22 protein-coding genes are annotated in these 17,092 nt (G+C 68.6%); 8 read left to right on the top strand and 14 right to left on the bottom strand.

Going from position 1 to position 17,092, the window contains the following annotated elements; all coding sequences use genetic code 11:
* Positions 1 to 43: 43 nt before the first annotated feature.
* From MNI96_RS17750 to wrbA, 7 genes are all read right to left on the bottom strand, one after another.
* Positions 44 to 589, bottom strand: coding sequence for a GNAT family N-acetyltransferase (locus MNI96_RS17750; RefSeq protein WP_249695300.1), 546 nt, complete (start codon positions 587 to 589; stop codon positions 44 to 46).
* Between the two features lie 12 nt (positions 590 to 601).
* On the bottom strand, positions 602 to 2,053 hold the full coding sequence (locus MNI96_RS17745) for an MFS transporter (RefSeq protein WP_249695297.1): 1,452 nt from the start codon (positions 2,051 to 2,053) through the stop codon (positions 602 to 604).
* Complete coding sequence (gene sigJ / locus MNI96_RS17740) at positions 2,050 to 2,919, bottom strand: RNA polymerase sigma factor SigJ (protein ID WP_249695295.1); 870 nt, start codon at positions 2,917 to 2,919, stop codon at positions 2,050 to 2,052. Before sigJ ends, MNI96_RS17745 begins: the two co-directional genes overlap by 4 nt.
* A 22-nt stretch (positions 2,920 to 2,941) precedes the next feature.
* Positions 2,942 to 3,370, bottom strand: coding sequence for a carboxymuconolactone decarboxylase family protein (locus tag MNI96_RS17735; RefSeq protein ID WP_249695293.1), 429 nt, complete (start codon positions 3,368 to 3,370; stop codon positions 2,942 to 2,944).
* A 101-nt stretch (positions 3,371 to 3,471) separates the two neighbouring features.
* Positions 3,472 to 3,873 carry a VOC family protein gene (locus MNI96_RS17730; protein WP_249695290.1) on the bottom strand — a complete coding sequence of 134 codons (402 nt, stop codon included), beginning with the start codon at positions 3,871 to 3,873 and terminating at the stop codon, positions 3,472 to 3,474.
* Positions 3,870 to 5,093, bottom strand: coding sequence for an MFS transporter (locus tag MNI96_RS17725; protein ID WP_249695288.1), 1,224 nt, complete (start codon positions 5,091 to 5,093; stop codon positions 3,870 to 3,872). The genes MNI96_RS17730 and MNI96_RS17725 overlap by 4 nt, the downstream gene beginning before the upstream one ends.
* Positions 5,090 to 5,716 carry an NAD(P)H:quinone oxidoreductase gene (gene wrbA, locus MNI96_RS17720; RefSeq protein ID WP_249695286.1) on the bottom strand — a complete coding sequence of 209 codons (627 nt, stop codon included), beginning with the start codon at positions 5,714 to 5,716 and terminating at the stop codon, positions 5,090 to 5,092. Before wrbA ends, MNI96_RS17725 begins: the two co-directional genes overlap by 4 nt.
* A 103-nt stretch (positions 5,717 to 5,819) precedes the next feature.
* Between wrbA and MNI96_RS17715 the strand changes: the two genes are divergently transcribed.
* The gene (locus MNI96_RS17715; RefSeq protein ID WP_249695285.1) at positions 5,820 to 6,734 is read left to right on the top strand and encodes a LysR family transcriptional regulator; all 915 of its coding nucleotides are present in this window, start codon (positions 5,820 to 5,822) and stop codon (positions 6,732 to 6,734) included.
* A gap of 30 nt (positions 6,735 to 6,764) precedes the next feature.
* On the opposite strand, the gene MNI96_RS17710 is transcribed toward MNI96_RS17715, so the two are convergent.
* The 6 genes from MNI96_RS17710 to MNI96_RS17685 all read right to left on the bottom strand — a co-directional run bounded on the left by MNI96_RS17710 (position 6,765) and on the right by MNI96_RS17685 (position 10,347).
* Positions 6,765 to 7,187 carry a MarR family winged helix-turn-helix transcriptional regulator gene (locus tag MNI96_RS17710; RefSeq protein ID WP_249695284.1) on the bottom strand — a complete coding sequence of 141 codons (423 nt, stop codon included), beginning with the start codon at positions 7,185 to 7,187 and terminating at the stop codon, positions 6,765 to 6,767.
* Positions 7,188 to 7,247: 60 nt separating this feature from the next.
* The gene (locus MNI96_RS17705) at positions 7,248 to 7,733 is read right to left on the bottom strand and encodes a nucleoside deaminase (protein WP_249695283.1); all 486 of its coding nucleotides are present in this window, start codon (positions 7,731 to 7,733) and stop codon (positions 7,248 to 7,250) included.
* A complete protein-coding gene (locus tag MNI96_RS17700; protein ID WP_249695282.1) occupies positions 7,730 to 8,104 on the bottom strand; it encodes a DMT family transporter in 375 nt (124 codons plus the stop codon). Before MNI96_RS17700 ends, MNI96_RS17705 begins: the two co-directional genes overlap by 4 nt.
* Positions 8,105 to 8,156: 52 nt before the next feature.
* Positions 8,157 to 8,477, bottom strand: a complete 321-nt coding sequence (locus MNI96_RS17695) for a DMT family transporter (RefSeq protein ID WP_249695281.1) — start codon at positions 8,475 to 8,477, stop codon at positions 8,157 to 8,159.
* 61 nt (positions 8,478 to 8,538) lie between these two features.
* On the bottom strand, positions 8,539 to 9,174 hold the full coding sequence (locus MNI96_RS17690; protein ID WP_249695280.1) for a DsbA family oxidoreductase: 636 nt from the start codon (positions 9,172 to 9,174) through the stop codon (positions 8,539 to 8,541).
* A 315-nt stretch (positions 9,175 to 9,489) separates the two neighbouring features.
* Entirely contained in the window at positions 9,490 to 10,347 is an 858-nt protein-coding gene (locus tag MNI96_RS17685) for a LysR family transcriptional regulator (RefSeq protein WP_249695279.1), read from the bottom strand.
* 90 nt (positions 10,348 to 10,437) lie between these two features.
* Between MNI96_RS17685 and MNI96_RS17680 the strand changes: the two genes are divergently transcribed.
* Complete coding sequence (locus tag MNI96_RS17680; protein ID WP_249695278.1) at positions 10,438 to 11,184, top strand: NAD(P)H-dependent oxidoreductase; 747 nt, start codon at positions 10,438 to 10,440, stop codon at positions 11,182 to 11,184.
* A 14-nt stretch (positions 11,185 to 11,198) separates the two neighbouring features.
* Here MNI96_RS17680 and MNI96_RS22025 read toward each other — a convergent pair whose 3' ends face one another.
* The gene (locus MNI96_RS22025; protein ID WP_349629191.1) at positions 11,199 to 12,266 is read right to left on the bottom strand and encodes a methylglyoxal synthase; all 1,068 of its coding nucleotides are present in this window, start codon (positions 12,264 to 12,266) and stop codon (positions 11,199 to 11,201) included.
* Between the two features lie 176 nt (positions 12,267 to 12,442).
* On the opposite strand from MNI96_RS22025, the gene MNI96_RS17665 reads away from it, so the two are divergent.
* From MNI96_RS17665 to MNI96_RS17640, 6 genes are all read left to right on the top strand, one after another.
* Positions 12,443 to 13,150, top strand: a complete 708-nt coding sequence (locus MNI96_RS17665; protein WP_249695276.1) for a cobalamin B12-binding domain-containing protein — start codon at positions 12,443 to 12,445, stop codon at positions 13,148 to 13,150.
* Between the two features lie 3 nt (positions 13,151 to 13,153).
* Entirely contained in the window at positions 13,154 to 13,822 is a 669-nt protein-coding gene (locus MNI96_RS17660) for a DUF1638 domain-containing protein (protein WP_249695274.1), read from the top strand.
* A gap of 178 nt (positions 13,823 to 14,000) precedes the next feature.
* A complete protein-coding gene (catB, locus tag MNI96_RS17655) occupies positions 14,001 to 14,648 on the top strand; it encodes a type B chloramphenicol O-acetyltransferase (protein WP_249695273.1) in 648 nt (215 codons plus the stop codon).
* A 253-nt stretch (positions 14,649 to 14,901) separates the two neighbouring features.
* Entirely contained in the window at positions 14,902 to 15,246 is a 345-nt protein-coding gene (locus MNI96_RS17650) for a virulence factor (protein ID WP_249695271.1), read from the top strand.
* Positions 15,243 to 16,139, top strand: a complete 897-nt coding sequence (locus MNI96_RS17645) for a methylenetetrahydrofolate reductase (RefSeq protein WP_249695268.1) — start codon at positions 15,243 to 15,245, stop codon at positions 16,137 to 16,139. The genes MNI96_RS17650 and MNI96_RS17645 overlap by 4 nt, the downstream gene beginning before the upstream one ends.
* Complete coding sequence (locus tag MNI96_RS17640) at positions 16,136 to 17,092, top strand: methyltetrahydrofolate cobalamin methyltransferase (RefSeq protein ID WP_249695266.1); 957 nt, start codon at positions 16,136 to 16,138, stop codon at positions 17,090 to 17,092. Before MNI96_RS17645 ends, MNI96_RS17640 begins: the two co-directional genes overlap by 4 nt.

Genomic DNA, 17,092 nt, shown 5'->3' with positions numbered 1-17,092 from the left:
GGTCCGCCTCGTGAGCTCCGAAGACACCGCGAAAGCTGCCGCCTCAACGGCGGGCCGGCAGGCGCACGCGCCAGATCCGGTCGTCGTCGATCCGCTCGCCGAGCCGGAACGTGCAGCGCCCGACCTCGCTGAACCCGTAGCGGGTATAGAAGCGCTTCGCCCGTTCGTTGTGGTCGAAGACGGTCAGGTAGACTTCCCCCGCCCCATCTGCGGCCGCGGTCTGCAGCGCCCATTGCATCAGCCGGTCGGCGACACCCCGGCCCTGCCAGTCGCTGAGGACGTAGAGCTGCTGCAGCTCCAGCGCGCCGGCCTCCGGATCGGGCGCGGGCGCGCGCAGCGGCGTCAGCTTGGCATAGCCGATCGGCTGTCCGCCGCTCACCGCGACCTGCCAGCGGATCCCGGCCGCTCCGAAATCCTGCGACATCGCCCCGCCGGGGCGGTACACCTCCTCGCAGAACACCTCGAAGGCCGCCGTGTCGTAGCGCTCCGCGAACGTGTCGGTGAAAATCCGCCGGGCGACAGGCAGCAGGCGTTCGAGCAGATCGGCATCCGGCTCGACGAACGCGACGGACATTGCACTTCCCTTCATGGTCTGCGGTCCTCAAGCGGACCGGATGAGCGCCTGCCGGAACGATAGACTGCGCATCGCGAGGATGCAGGCCAGCGGGGCGAGCGCCACGGTCGCGAACAGCCAGCGTGCCGCATTGGCGACGTCCATGCCACCGGACGACGTGCCGCCGCCGGCCAGATTGACCGCAAGCCCGGCGATGGCCGCGCCGAAGGCGGTGGCGCAGAGCTGCACCGTCATGATCGACGAGGCGGCATTGTCGGCCTCCTCGGGCGGAGCCACATGCATCACCATCGCCGACAGATGCGGGTAGGCGAGACCGACACCGGCCCCGCCGGCGATCAGCGCGGCGCAGATCAGGGCGAGCCGCAACACGTCGCCCGCCGCACCGGCCACAGGACCGGCGACAGGCAGAGCCAGCGCCAGGGCGATCATCGAGGCGAGCGACAGCACCGGCCCGGCACGAACCGCCAGGGTGCGGCGCGCGCCCTGAAACCCGGAGGCGAGGACCGCAGCGGCGGTCCAACCGGCCGACATCACCGCCGCGATATAGCCGGCCTGAAGCGGCGAGCGGCCGTGCAGTTCCTGCAGGAACAGCGGCAGGAAGATCTCCGTGCAGGTGACGGTCATGGCGAGCAGCGCCGAGGTCGCATAAAGGCTCCCAAGCGCACCGGGCAGCCTGAATGTCTCTGCCGGCAGCAGCTTTCTCGCCGATTTGCGCTCCACGACGACGAACAGCGCCACCAGCACCAGGGCGGCCAGCATTCCCGCAACGGTCGACACGATAGTCTCGCCGATCCCGCCCCAGGAGGCGGCGAAGACGGCAATCGTCAGCAGCACGAGCTGGACGAAGGGCAGCGGCTCGGCCCGCTTCCGCTCCAACGGGCGCCGCGGCAGGACGAGGACTGCGGCCGCAGCGATCAGCGCCGCAAAGGGCACCAGGGCGAGGAACGCCCCGCGCCACAGGCCGAGCTCGGCGAAGATCCCGCCCACCGCCGGCCCCAGCAGCGTGGCGATGCCCCACATGCTGGACAGCAGTGCCAGCGCGCGCGGCCACAGCGGCTCGGCATAGACCCGCCGGACCATCGCATAGGCCAGCGCCAGCAGGATGCCGCCGCCCAGCCCCTGCACGAAGCGGCCGGCCAGCATCACCGGCATCGATCCGGCGGCCGCGCAGGCCAGGGTCCCGGCGATGAAGATCGCCGCCGCCACGCCATAGCCGCCGCGTGGGCCGGCCTGCGCCAGAACCGGCGCCGACAGCGCAGCGCCGAGGATCGAGGCGATCACGAACAGGGTCGTGTTCCAGGCATAGAGATCCAGCCCGCCGATCTCGCGCACGACGGTCGGCAGGATCGTCGTCGAGATGTAGAGATTGACGGCGTGCAGGGCGACGCCGCCGCTCAGGGCGAGCGAGCGGACGAGATTGCCGCCGGACAAGAGATCCGCCCAGCCGGGAGCCCTCTCGACAGTGCGGACGCCGGTCATTGGATCGTCCCTTCGACATCCCCGAGGCGTGCCAGCTTGTCCGGATTGCGCATGATGTAGATGCCGGACAGGCGGCCCTCGGCATCGCAGGCGAGGCTCACCGAGGCGACGATCTCCGGCCCGTCGAGGACCAGCGCCCCGCGCGCACCGTTGATGTCGGCGGGCTGCCATTCGTAGTTGGACCAGTACTCGCCGAGGCGTCCGCCGACGAACGCCAGCACGTCGGCCTTGCCGGAGAGCGGCTGCAAGAGCGCCAGCACCTTGCCGCCGCCGTCGGCCCGCAACTCGATGTCTTCCCGCATCAGGTTCGCAAGCTGCGCCGTGCTTCCGGTCGCGATGGCCGACCGGAAGGCGGCAAGCAACTCGTCCTGACGGGCTTTCGGCACGGCGGCGCCCGGCTCTTCCCGTCCGATGCGGCTGCGCGCGCGGGACACCAGCTTGCGACAGGCCGCCTCGGTCACGTTCAACGCCGCCGCCACGTCCTCGTAGGGCTGGTCGAAGATCTCCCGCAGGAGGTAGGCGGCGCGTTCCTTCGGCGCGAGCCGCTCCAGCACCAGCATGAAGGCGAGCGAGAGCGTCGACGACAGCTCTGCCGCCTCTTCCGGGCCATCTTCGGTCATCGTCTGGATCGGCTCCGGCAGCCACGCGCCGACATAGTCCACCCGCGCGCGGCGGGCCGACCTCAGCATGTCGATGCACCGGCGCGTGCAACTGGCGGTGAGCCAGCCGGCGGGGTTGGTGAGGGTCGCGCGATCGCTCGCCTGCCATTTCAGGTATGTGTCCTGGACCGCATCCTCGGCTTCGGCACGCGAGCCGAGGATGCGGTAGGCCAGACCTGTCAGGAACGGACGCCGTTCTTCGAACAAGGCTGTGTCGGAGGGCTGCATGTCAGTGCGTCGAAACCTGGATGCGGTTCCACAGGTTGATCATCGCGACCGTCGCGGTCAGGGCGCTGATCTCCGTGTCGCTGAAGTGCTCGCGCAGCTGGGCGCGCAGCACGCCGTAGTCGGTCTTGCGGTCGAGCTGGGTCAGCGCCTCGGTCCAGGCCAGCGCGGCGCGCTCCCTGGCGGTGAAGTCGCCGACATGCTCCCACACGATCAGACGGTCCAGCCGCTCGTTGGTCTCGCCGTCGTCGCGTGCTTCCCTCGTGTGCATCTTGACGCAATAGGCGCAGGCATTGATCTGCGAGGCCCGCAGCTGCACGAGATGATGCAGCATCCGGTCGAGGCCGTGCCCGTCGATCGCGCCATGCACCTTTTCCAGCGCGCCGAAGACGTCGGGGACGTTCGTGTAGTGATTTACCGGCTTGGTCGTCATCGTAAGCTCCATTGGCTTGGGTATACCCGCTTGACGATTGAGCCCGTCCGTTTGTGACGTCCCCGGAGAAACTCTTCCGGCCGCAGTCGGCGCAGGGTGTCTCACGGCTGCCAGCCGCCGCTGCCATAGGGGCGCGTGATCACCTCGAGCAGATGCCCGTTGAGATCGTCGAAATAGAGCCCGCGCCCGCCGTCGTGGCGGTTCAGCCCCAGCGTCGTCCTGCCCGGATCCGCCCAATACGCCAGGCCGGCCTGTTGGACGCGCGCCAGGATCGCGTCGAAGCTCGCCTCGTCCACCAGGAAGGCGTAGTGCCGCGAGGCGACGTCTCCCGCCTGTTCCCCGCCGACTTCCATGTAGTCGAGGTTGACGCCATTGTCGGTGGTGACCACCCAGAACGGGCCCCATTCCCTCGGCTCCGGCAGCGACAGGATTCTTGCCAGGAACTGGGCCGAGGCCCGTGCGTCCCGCGCCGGCAGGATCGTGTGATTGAAGTCGATGCTCATCGGGAGCCTCCCTTTCTTTCGGAATTCGGCGTTGCGAGGCGGTGCGCGAAGGCGACCGCCACGGCCACCCCCATCAGGGCCGCAGCGGCGACGATGACGGCGGCCGAACTCCAGCCGAACCGGTCGATGGCGCTGCCGACGGCAACGGGGCCGAGGATCTGCCCCAGGTTGTTGCCCTGGACGATCAGGCCGATCACCACGGGCACCAGGGCGGCCGAGGAGGCGACGATCGGAGCGGACGACAGGATTGTTGCCGGGATCAGGCCGCCGACGGCCGAGAACAGCACGCACAAGAGAAACGTCGCGGTTGCCGGCAGCAGGGGCAGGAAGATGCCGAGGCTCGCCGCGCCCATGACCAGGCAGGCCCCGATCAGCAGCGCCGGCCGGCCGACGCCCCGCGACAGCATCACGCCGGCCGCAAGGTTGCCGATCACGTTGACGGCCGAGGCCAGCGCGCTGAGCAGCCCGGCGGTGCGGTGGGAGACGCCCATCTGCTCCATCAGCAGCACGGGCAGGAAGCTGAACAGCGCGAAGAACATCAGGCTGTAGAGCGCGAAGGAGACGGCAAGCCCGGCGGCGCCGGCATCGCTGAAGACCGCCGCCGTCTCGCCCCGCAGGCGCTGCCACGACCAGGCGTGGCGCTCATGCGACGCCGGCACCACGAACGGCACCAGCAGGCAGAGCGCCAGGGCAAGCCCGGCGCTCGCCCACCACATCGCCCGCCAATCGTCGAACATCGGCCCGGCCAGCATGGCCGCTGCCATGCCGAGCGGCATGAAGCAGCTCCACAGTGCGAAGGCAAGGTCCCGGTCGCCCGGCCGGGAGACGCGCCCGAGAAGCGACGGCGCGGCGACGATGATCAGCAGGAACCCCGCGCCTTCGACAATCCGCGAGACCATCAGCATCGCAAGTCCCGAGGACAGTGCCCCGCCTGCCGCGCCCGCCGCCACGACCAGCAGCCCTGCGACCAGCACGCGGCGCGCGCCCAGACTCCCGACCAGTGCCCCGGTCGGGATGCCCCCGACCAGCCCGATCAGGGCGAAGACGCCGGTCAGCCAGCCCAGCGCCGCAAGGCTTATGCCGAGATCGCCTTCCAGCAAGGGTGCTGCGATGGGCGCCTTGCCCACCTGCAGCGCCGCGACGATCCCGGCCCCGACGATCAGGCCGACGGCCGCCCATCTGGTGGAGGACGGCTCCGACCTTGCAGCGGCGGTCGTCATGCCGCCCTGCCCTGCCGGCCGGCGGCAAGCGCCAGTGCGATCTCGGCGACATGCCGCCCCTGGAAGCGCGCGCCGTCGAGCTCGTTTTCGCTCGGGTCGCGATTCCCGCCGTTGCCGTCGTCCGCCAGCGTCGAGGCGCCATAGGGCGAGCAGCCGGTGATCTCGTCCATCCGCATCTGCCCTTTGAAGCTGTAGGGCAGGCCGACGATGATCATGCCCAGGTGGAACAGGACGGTCTGGGTCGACTGGATGGTCGTCTCCTGCCCGCCGTGCTGGCTTCCGGTCGAGGTGAAGACGCTGCCGACCTTGCCGACCAGCTTGTCCTCGAACCAGAGACCGCCGGTCTGGTCGAGGAAGTTCTTCATCTGCGAGGCCATGTTTCCGAACCGCGTCGGCGTCCCGACGATGATCGCGTCATAGTCGGCGAGCTCGGCGACGGTGGCGACCGGCGCCCCCTGGTCGACCTTGTAGCCGGACTTTTCGGCGACCGCCTCGGGCACCAGCTCGGGCACCCGGCGGATGTCGACGGACGCGCCGGCCTGGCGGACGCCGTCCGCCACCGCTTCGGCCATCGTCTCGATATGACCGTAGGAGGAGTAATAGAGCACGAGAACCCTGGCCATCGTTTCAACCTCACGTCTGATTGCGAATGAGGCCGAGGTTGCCTGCAAAGTTCGAACGGTTTAAGTGATATAAAATCTATCAACCTGTTCATCTGGATCGATCATGCTGGATGCCCTGACCCTCGACCAGATGCGCACCTTCGTGACGATCGCCGAGAGCGGCAGCTTCCGGGCCGCCGCCAGGAAGCTCTCGCGCGTGCAGTCGGGGGTGAGTGTTGCCATCGCCAATCTGGAGGCTCAGCTCGGCGTCGAGCTGTTCGACCGCTCGGGGCACCGCCCCATCCTGACGGCCCAGGGTCGGGCGCTGCTCGGCAATGCGCGCGACATCATCGTGCGCGTCGACGCCTTGCGGGCGAAGGCGCGCGGCTATGCGGACGGGGTGGAGACCGAGCTCGCGGTCGCGGTCGACACGCTGTACCCGCTGCAGCAGGTCGGCCGGGCGATCTCGCGGATGCGCCAGGACTTTCCGTCGGTGTCCGTGCGGGTGCGGGTCGAACCGCTCGGCGGCCCGCTCGACGCGCTGAAGCAGAAGCGCTGCGCCCTCTCCGTCATGGTGGGCGAGGATTTTCGCGATCCCCGCATCCGCTTCGATGCGCTGACGTCGATCAGCCAGGTCGCCGTGGCCGCGGCAATGCATCCGCTCGCGCAAGGCGAGCCGGGCCGGTCCCTGGAGGTGCTGGACCTTGCCGACCATCTCCAGATCGTGCTGTCCGACCCCTCCGCGATCTCGGAAGGGCGCGACTTCGGCGTGCTGTCGCCGCAGACCTGCCGGGTCAACACCCAGGACGCCAAGCACAGCCTGATCCTCGGCGGCGCGGGATGGGGGCGCCTGCCCTTCTGGCTGGTGGAGCGGGACATCGAGCAGGGCCGGCTCGCACGGCTCAATATCGGCGCGCTGGGACGCGGCGGCGAAATCGCGTCGGAGGCCTATGTCGCCCATCGACTGGACGAGGCCATGGGGCCGGCGGCACGACGCCTTGCCGACCTTCTCATCGAAATGGACAGCGGCCGCGCCTGAGGTGTGGGAGAGACGGCGGCACGGCCTGCGTCAGGCCGGGGCCGCCTGCCCCGCGCCGGCGAAGGCGGCGAGAGCATCGCCCCCGCCATGCCTGGCCATGGCGGTCTCCAGCGCCTCTTCGTAGTCGGGTCGGGCCGCCGCCAGATGCGCGCGGCCCTTGTCGGTGAGCACGGTGTAAACGCCCCGCTTGTCGTCCGGGCACAGGTCGCGGACGGTGAACCCTCCCCGTTCCAGGCGCTCCACCATCCGCGAGACCGAGCTCTGGTTCAGCTGCAGATGGGCCGCCAGCTCCTGCATGCGCAGCTCGCTTTTCGGCGCCTTTTCGAGGGCCTCCAGCGCGCGGTAGTCCGACAGGCCGAGGCCGTACCGGTCTTGCAGGATCCTGCCCAGCTCGGCCTCGACGGTCGCGACCGACTGGACCAGCCGGAGCCAGAGATCGCCTCTTGCGGACATGAGCACTCTTTCCCGAACGATTGATGTCGAACAAAAATGTATGCTCATGCAACAAGGCTTTCAAGCCTCCAGCGGCCCGTCCGGCTTCGCGCCGAAGCTTGCGAAGGGCAGCAGGCTGTCGGCAACAGTGAGCTTTCCTGCCGCCGGCATGCGCCAGGTCGTCGGGTCCTGGGCGAACAGGCGGTAAGTCCCGCGATAGTCGAACCCGTGCGCTGCCGCCTCCTCGCGGTCGGCTGCGAAGAGCACCTGCGCGATGCCGGAATAGAGCGCGCTCATGTAGCACAGCGCGCAGGGTTCTCCCGAGGCGAGCAGCGTCGCCCCGCGAAGCCGCGTCGTGCCATGCCGCCGGCAGGCGTCGCGGATCGCCTCCACCTCGGCATGGGCCGTCGGATCGTGATGCTCCCGGACGCGGTTGACACCGCGTCCGAGAACCACGCCGTCCCGGTCGACGACAAGGGCCGTGAAGGGAATGCCGCCGTCGTGGACATGCTGCACGGAGAAGGCGACGGCCTCCTCCATGAGCTCGGTGAGGCGTGCGGGGGTCATGCCGCCTCGCCCTGCAGCTTGACGCTGTCGGCGAGCTTCAGCCAGACGACGCCGACGATGATCACCGCCAGCCAGAAGGTCTGGACCAGCGTCAACGGCTGGTCGAGCAAGGCGCTGCCGAAGCCCGCCGCGCCGACCGAGCCGATGCCGGCCCAGACCGCATAGCCGATGCCGACGTCGATGGTCCGCAGGGCGGCGCTGAGGAAGTACAGCGTCAGCAGGAAGAAGACGACGGCCGCCACCGACCAGCTCAGGACGGTGAAGGCCTGGCTGCCGCCGACGCTGAGCGCGTAGCCGATCTCGAAGATGCTCGCCAGCAGCAGCATGCCCCAGGCCGCGCCGACGCTCTGGGTGTTCTTGGTGGTATCCATGATGTTGGGTTCCTTTGATCGGGAGGACATGTTCGGGAAGGTCTGCCGCGCCTCACGCAGCGCCGCTGAGGCGCAGGCCGACGACGCCGCCGATGACGAGGATCATGCCCAGCGCCTTCATCGCGTTCAGCGTCTGGCCGAAGAACATCGCGCCGAGGATGACGATCCCGACCCCGGAAACCGACGTCCAGATGGCGTATCCGACGCCCACGTCGAAGGTCAGCAGCGCAAGGCTGAGGAAGAAGGTGGCGATGGCGCCGCTGACCAGCGTCGCGATGGTCCACCACAGGCGGGTGAAGCCCTTCGCGTTGCCGGCGCTGATTGCGACCGCGATCTCGAAGAGGACGGCGATTCCAAGATAAAGCCAGCTCATTTCATATCTCCTTTGGTGAGTAACGAGAGAAGTCTGGTGGGTTCGGGAGGGCAGAGGCCGGTCAGAGCGGCAGTTCCGCCTGGCTGGAGCGGTCCGGGGTGCCGGCACCGCGTTCGAGGTCGTCGAGTGCCTGAACCAGCTCGTCCATGGACGGCGTTCCCCGGAACACCCGGTCGCCGACGACGATGGTGGGGACGCAGGTGATCTCCATGTCCTCGCGGGCATGGCGCAGCGCCTCGCGGTGGCGCTGCGCATAGGCACCGCTCTCGAGCGCCTGCCTCGCCTCGGCGGGATCCAGCCCCGCCTGCCCGGCCAGTTCGACCAGCACGTCGGGATCGCCGATGTCGCGGCCTTCCTGGAAGAAGGCCCTGAGCACCCGCATCGAAAAGGCGTGGTCCAGCCCGCGGTCCTGCGCCAGCGCCAGCAGCTCGAACGCCTTGCCCGTCCGCGGCTGCGGCGAGATCGAGGGAAGCCGGATCGGCACCCCGAGCCTTTCGGCCTGCGGATAGACCGCGGCCTTCCAGATCGCCGGCAGGTAGGGGTCTTCGGGCCGCAGGGTCGGCACCGGCTCGGGCCGCAGCTCGAAGGCACGCCAGGAAATGCGGATGTCCCTGTCGCCGATGGCCTTCGACAGCACCCGTTCCGCCAAGAGGCAGAAGGGACAAACATAGTCGGAATAGACGGTTACGGTGTTCACTTCACACCTCTCTATTTACTTGCATGTGCATGCAATATCCTGTTCTCGGCTCCGCTGTCAATATATATGTATGCGCAAGCATATTTTCTCATGCACTCAGCCGGGTGACCTCGCCCGAGCGTCGGGCTGGGGTGCGTGCGCCGGGCGACTGGCGGCCAGGGCGGCAGCGCGTCGCGCCCCTTGTATCAGACGGGACCGGGATCGCACCTATCCGGGATGCGTTGAAGTGAGGGAATTTTCATCGTCTTGATCACCGCAGGTGATCAGGCCCTGACGGTATGGCAACGGGGGGCCGCGGCAGTCGGCGCGGCAGGCTCAGAGCCTTTGCCTGAACTGCCCGTCCTCACCGAGGAACTCCAGGACCCTGCGCACCCGCGCCACGTCCTTCAGGTCCGGGTGGATCAGGATCCAGAGCGGAATGCCCAGTTCCTCGACCGCCGGCCCGCAGCGGCGCAGGCCCTCGTCGGCCTCGCCGAGATAGCAGGGCAGCACCGCCCGGCCCGCACCGGCACGGACCGCCGCATGGATGCCGAGCGTTCCCTCGACCTCCATTGCCGCCTCCCCGGCACCCTGCCGGCGCAGCCAGCGCTCGTACTGCACGTAGTTCATCGAGGCGGCCGGGCCGATCCACGGCAGCCCGGCATCGTCCGCGATATGCGCGGGCGCATACACCGCCTGCCGGATCGTGCCGAGACTGCGCCCGAACAGGTGCGGCTCCGGTGCGGTGGTCGGGCGCACGGCGATATCCGCCTCGCGTCTTGCCAGATCGTGCAGGTCGTTCGACAGCCTGATCTCCAGCGCGATGGCCGGGGTCTCCTGGCGAAACCGGGTCAGCGCATCCGCGATCAGCCCGGAAAACAGCGCATCCGTCGTGGTGAGGGTGACCAGTCCCTCGGCCCGGCGGTCGAGGTCTGCAAGCTCGCGTTCGGTCGAGACGGCCAGTTCCTCGAAGGCCCTGGCTGCGGCAACGACCGCCTCGCCGGCCTTGGTCAGCGCGTATCCGCTGCGGTGCCGATCGAACAGCCGCGTTCCCAGCCGCTCCTCTATCGCGTTGAGCCGGCGGAACAGCGTCGCGTGGCTGCGCCCGGACTGCCGGCCGGCCAGCGTCAGCGACCCGGCGCGGGCGATCTCCAGCACGATCCGATAGTCGCTCCAGTCGAGCCGATCTTGCAAAACTGCAAACTCCGTCTGCGATATCGACCGTAACCCTATCATTTCCGCAAGATAAGCTGAAGCGAACGTCCATCTTCAGAGGAATCCCGCATGCACGTTCGCATCATCCGGGCCCATCCCGATCCGGGCTCCTTCAACGCCGCCATGTCGTCTGCGGCCTCAAAGGCACTGGCCCGCGGCGGCCACACGGTCAGCCTCCAGGACCTTTATGCCTCCGGCTTCGATCCGGTCGAAAAGGGCGCGCATTACCGCGAAAGGCTCGATCCGGACGCCTTCTCGCCGCTCGCCGAGCAGCGCCACGCCTGGCAGAGCGGCAGCGTTCCCGCGGATGTCCTCGCCGAGATTGCCGAGCTGGAACGCGCCGACCTCCTCGTGCTCCAGTTTCCGCTGTGGTGGCATGGCCCGCCGGCGATCCTGAAGGGCTGGTTCGACCGCGTGTTCCTGAGCGGCGGCCTCTACACCAGCCGCATGCGCTACGACGCCGGCTATTTTCGCGGGCGCCGAGCGATGCTCTCCGTCACCACCGGCGCGCCGGACAGCGCCTTCGGGCCGGGCGCCCGCGGCGGCGACTTCGCAACGATGCTCTGGCCGCTGCACTACTCCCTGCACTATCTCGGCTTCACGGTCCTGCCGCCCTTCACCGCCTGCGGGGTGCAGGGGCATGGCTATTCCTACGAGGACGGCAAAACCCAGAAACAGCGGCTGCGCTCCGTTCTCGCAGACTGGGGCGCGCATGTCGCGAGCGCCGACGCCCTCCCCGCGCTCTCCTTTCCCGGCTGGCAAGACTGGGACGCGGCCGGCCGGCCGCTCCACGCAGCGCATGCGGCGGGAGATTGACCGGCCCCTTCCCCCTACCCGCCGAGGCTTGCCGCGACCACCAGGTCCGCGGCCGCCGGAGAGCAGGCGATCGGCGTGTCGTGCAGGATCGCCAGCCGCGTCAGCGCCATCAGGTCGACATCGCTGGTGTGATGGCCGTGCGGGTCAGCGAAGAAGATCACCGCGTCCAACTCGCCGGTGGCGATCAGCGCGCCGAGCTGCTGGTCGCCGCCGTGCGAGCCGCGCTGCAGCCGCTGGATCGCAAGTCCCGGCACCGCCTCCAGCAGCATGGCGCCGGTGCCGCCGGTCGCCACCAGCTTCTGCCGGCGCAGCACCTCCGCGTGCCGGCCCACCCAGGCGCGCAGATGCGCCTTGCGGGCATTGTGGGCCACCAGCGCGATGCGGCGCGGGGCGGTGGAGCGGCGGCGCGCCTCCAGCGTCAGCGACAGGATCGCCCGCACCTGCGCGGCTAGGCCGGCTTCGGGCGCGGCGAACTGGCCCTTCAGCGCCGCCGTGCCGACGGTGAAGCCGGCGGCGCCCGCCTCCGCCACCTCGACGATGCGCGCCGCCCGGTCGATGCTGCCGGCCATGATCACCGGCTTGTCGCAGGCCGCACAGACGCTGCGCATCAGGGCCGGCACGTCGCCGGCAAAACGATAGGCGAGCAGGTCCAGCCCGTGCACGCTCTCCAGCTCGGCGAGCGCCCGGGCGCTTTCCGTGATGCTCTCGATGGTTCCGGCCAGCACGCTCGGATGGCCGACGATCTCGCCGGGGAACGGATAGTAGCGGATCGGATGCGCCTTCAGGAGCGGGGCCACCTCGGCCGGCCGCGTGCCGCCGAGCAGGCAGTCGACTTCGAGGCCGATGGCCGCCCGCGCCGAGCGCAGCTCGCTCTGCGCATCGAGGCTCACCACCTCCAGATAGACCCGCCCGCCGGCGGCGCGGATGTCGCGGGCGAGCCCCTGCAGCTCCTCGAAGGGCAGGCCCACATCCTTGAAGCCGATATGCCTTGCGCCGCCCGCCAGCACCTCGTCCAGCCGGCGGCGGGCATCGGGGACGGTGCTGTCGTCTTCCGTCAGCATGAAGATGAAATCGAAGGCCATCCGTGCACCTGTCCCCTTGAAGAGTGCGGTCGGCGCCTGCCGGGCGCCGGTGCTGTCGCTCCCGCGACTCCGCATGTCGCATTGAAGATATCGACGGGAGGCGGTGCAAACCAGTGTACTGGGAGCAGGCCCGTACGCGAGCCCTGTCCCCCGAACGCGCAAACGGAGCGCCCGCGATGTCGCAGGAAGACGATCTCGATCTCAGATCGCTGTCGGACGAGGAACTCGTCGAGCAGATGCATGACGATCTCTATGACGGCCTCAAGGACGAAATCGTCGAGGGCGTGGAGATCCTGCTGGAGCGCGGCTGGACGCCCTACGCGATCCTCACCGAGGCATTGGTGGAAGGCATGCGCATCGTCGGCGTCGATTTCCGCGACGGCATTCTCTTCGTGCCGGAAGTGCTGATGTCGGCCAATGCCATGAAGGCCGGCATGGGGCTGCTTCGCCCGCTGCTGGCCGAGACCGGCGCGCCGAAGGTCGGCAAGATGGTGATCGGCACCGTCAAGGGCGACATCCACGACATCGGCAAGAACCTCGTCTCGATGATGATGGAAGGCGCCGGCTTCGAGGTGATCGACATCGGCATCAACAACCCGGTCGAGAACTACCTGGCGGCCATCGAGGAGCACAAGCCGGACATTCTCGGAATGTCGGCCCTCCTGACCACCACCATGCCCTACATGAAGGTCGTCATCGACACGATGATCGAGAAGGGCATCCGCGACGACTACATCGTCATGGTCGGCGGCGCGCCGCTGAACGAGGAGTTCAGCCAGGCCATCGGCGCCGATGCCTATGGGCGCGATGCGGCGGTCACCGTCGAGCTCGCCAAGGAGTTGATCGCGCGCAAGCACAACCAGCTGGCGGCACGGGCGGGCTGAGCCATGCAGGCGGTACTTCCGGGCGCAGATGGAGGAGGGACGGCCCCGGCCGCCGCCCTTCTTGCCGAGGCGCCCGGCACCGCCCGCGAAAAGGTGCAGGTCATCGCCTGCGGTGCGCTCGCCCGGGAAATCCTCGCCATCATCGAGGCCAACGGCCTCACCCATGTGGAACTGCACTGCCTGCCGGCGCAGCTGCACAACCGCCCGGAGAAGATCCCGGCCGCCGTGCGCGCCGAAATCCGCAAGGCGAAGCGCGACCACACCCGCATCCTCGTCGGCTACGGCGATTGCGGCACCGGCGGCCTGCTCGACAAGGTTCTGGCCGAGGAAGGGGTTGAGCGGATCGAGGGTGCCCACTGCTACGCCTTCTTCGCCGGCCTCGACGTTTTCGATGCGGAAGCCGAGGCCGAGCCCGGCACCTTCTACCTTACCGATTTCCTCGCCCGCCATTTCGAGACGCTGGTGATCCGCCCGCTCGGGCTCGACACCTATCCCGAGCTGCGCGACGCCTATTTCGGCCATTACACCCGCCTGCTCTATCTGGAACAGGCTCCCGATCCGGAGATCGAGGAGCGCGCCCGCGCGGCGGCCGAGCGGCTCGGCCTTGCCTATGCCAAGCGGGTCACCGGCTACGGCCTGCTGGAAACGCGCCTCACCACCATCGGCGCCTGACCGTCGCCGCTTTGCACGCATCTGTTGCATCCGCGTCCTTGCGCCGCCTTGCCTGCATGCTAGAAGCGCTGTCCCGGCGGCACGGACGGGTCTGCGTGGCATGAGCCGCAGGACCGGTCCCCTCACCACATCCAACGGGCCGGAAAGGGCCCAGCCTCGCGACAGAGGACGACCTCCCGTGAGCAATTTTTTCGAAAGCCCCTTCAAGGGCAAGCTGCTGAGCGAGCAGGTGACCAACCCCAACATTTCGGTCGGCCGCTACAGCTACTACTCCGGCTATTATCACGGCCATTCCTTCGACGACTGCGCCCGCTACCTGATGCCCGACCGCGACGATGTCGACCGGCTGGTCGTCGGCAGTTTCTGCTCCATCGGCACCGGCGCCTGCTTCATGATGGCGGGCAACCAGGGCCACCGGATGGACTGGATCTCCACCTTCCCGTTCTTCTTCATGTCCGAAGAGCCCGCCTTCGCGGACGCCGAAAACGCCTATCGTCCGGCGGGCGACACGGTCGTCGGCAATGACGTGTGGATCGGCGCGGAAGCGATGATCATGCCCGGCATCCGCATCGGCCACGGCGCGATGATCGGCAGCCGAGCCGTCGTCACGAAGGATGTCGCTCCCTACACCATCGTCGCCGGCAACCCGGCGCGCGAGATCCGCAAGCGCTTCTCGGATGAAGAGATCGCCATGCTGCTGGAGATGGCGTGGTGGGACTGGCCGATCGAGCGGATCGGCCGCGAGATGCGCAACCTGTGCTCGGGCGACATCGCCGCCCTGCATGCCCGCTGGAAAGCGGACCCGGACGGCCGGTCGCAAGCCTGAGTCTCGCACCTCCCGCACGACGACAGGCACGCCCGCTGGGAGCCAAAGCCCCCGGCGGGCGTGTCGCTTTCGAGCGCCCCTCTGCCGCTTTCCTTCCTCGGCCCGAAAGTCCGGCTTTCCGCGCGTCCCGCCGCTGTCGTTTTCTGACTTTCCCGTGTCGTCTGTGCACCGATGAGATGGCCGGCCGAAGGCATCATGATGCTCGAAAGCGCGGGAACGACAGGCGTTCCCGGCCGGTGTGCAGGGCTTGGTCTTGGCGCAGAAAACCATCGTCTACTGGCGCGACATCCCGGCCCAGGTGCTGGTCCGGGCGGGCCGCGCCAGCGCCCGCCGCGAGCTGCCCGAACGCTTCATCCAGGCTGTCGACCGCTGCGCCATGCGCGTCGGGGCGAAGGACAGCGACGCCTATCTGGCCGAGTGGCGGCGGGGCGATCCCGTCGCGGTCGGCGACGATCTGGAGGCCGAAGCGGAGGCGGCGCTTGCCGCGCTTGTCGAGGCCTATCCGCCGGAGCGGCTTGCGGCGCTCGTCGCAGCCGAAGGCCGTGATGCGGCCGCCTCCCCCTCTCCCGACCACGCCAGCACGGGACCGGCGACATGACCGACCACCGCCTCAACGACTTCGGGCGCCTTGCCGCCTCCACGGAAATGTCGCCCCGCCAGGTGGTGGAGAAGCCGGAGCTGCTCCGTCTCGTCCCCGCTGGCACGCGCCTCTACCTCACCGATCTCGGCAATGTCGGCGAGGACGACATCGTCCGCGCCGCCCGCATGGTCGCGGATGCCGGCCTCGTTGCCGTGCCGCACATGGCCGCGCGCCGCTATCCCTCGCTCGTCGCCTTCGAATACCGGCTGACCCGACTGGTCGCGGAAGCCGGCGTCCGCGAGGTGCTGGCGGTGGCCGGCGAGGCGCCGGCGCCCGGCCCTATCGCCTCTTCCGTCGCGATGATCGAGACGGGCCTCTTCGACCGGCTCGGCATCACCCGCATCGCCGTTGCCGGCCATCCGGAGGGCGCGCCGGAGATCTCGCGCGAGACCATCCGCGCCTTCCTGATGCGCAAGCACGAGCTCGCCGCAAAGAGCGACGCGGAGTTCCATATCGTCACCCAGTTCGGCTTCGATCCGCAGAAGGTCAGCCTCTGGCTCGACGAGATCGCCGCCTGGGGCAACCGCTTCCCGGTGCATATCGGCGTGGCCGGTCCGGCCAAGATGACCACGCTGCTGAAATACGCCGCCTTCGCCGGGGTGGAGAACTCGCTCTCCTTCCTGAAGAAGCGGGGCGGCGCCGTCGTCTCCATGCTGTCGGGCTACGATCCGGAGACCATGGTCGGCCCGCTGGAGTTGCGCGTGCAGACCCAGCCGGAGACCCGGCTGCAGCAGATCCACGTCTTTCCCTTCGGCGGCCTGACCAAGACGGCCGACTGGCTCAGTGCCCGCGGGAGCTGGACGTTTCCCGCCGCTGGCGCCGAGACTTTTCCCGCAGAGGTAGCTCAATGACCCGTACCATCGTTGCCTCGGCCACCCGCGAGATCGTCATCGGCTTCGACCAGCCGTTCTGCGTGATCGGCGAGCGGATCAACCCGACGGGCCGCAAGAAGCTCGCCGCCGAGATGATCGCCGGAGACTTCTCGACAGTGGAGAAAGACGCGCTCGCGCAGGTCGCCGCCGGCGCCACGATGCTCGACGTCAATGCCGGCGTCACCGCCGTCAATCCCAACGAGACCGAGCCGCCGCTCCTGGTCAGGACGCTGGAGATCGTCCAGGGCCTCGTCGAGGTGCCCCTGTCCATCGACAGTTCGGTGACCGCCGCCATCGAGGCCGGCCTCAAGGTCGCCAAGGGCCGCCCCCTGGTCAATTCGGTCACCGGCGAGGAGGAGAAGCTCGAGGCGATCCTGCCGCTCGTCAAGAAATACAACGTACCTGTGGTCGCCATTTCCAACGACGAGACCGGCATTTCGGAAGACCCGGACGTGCGCTTTGCGGTCGCCAAGAAGATCGTCGAGCGTGCCGCCGACTACGGCATTCCCGCCCATGACATCGTCGTCGATCCGCTGGTCATGCCGATCGGCGCCATGGGCAGCGCCGGCCAGCAGGTCTTCCGCCTGCTCCGCCGCCTGCGCGAGGAGCTCAAGGTCAACACCACCTGCGGCCTGTCCAACATCTCCTTCGGCCTGCCCCACCGGCATGGCATCAATGCCGGCTTCATCCCGATGGTGATCGGCGCCGGCATGACCAGCGCCATCATGAACCCCTGCCGGCCGCAGGAGATGGAGGCGGTGCGCGCGGCCAACGTCCTGACCGGCAACGATCCCAACTGCTCCGACTGGATCATGACCTATCGCGACTACAAGCCGGGCGCCGAAGGCGGCCCGGCGGCCGCCCCCGCCTCTGCCTCCGGCAGCTCCGGACGGCGCGGTGGACGCGAGGGACGGCGGCGGGCCAGCGCTTGA

It is taken from the genome of Stappia sp. WLB 29 (assembly GCF_023507705.1).
Taxonomy (GTDB): domain Bacteria; phylum Pseudomonadota; class Alphaproteobacteria; order Rhizobiales; family Stappiaceae; genus Stappia.
The sequence above is the reverse complement of the archived record's forward strand: the minus strand, read 5'-3'. Positions and strand labels throughout refer to the sequence as shown.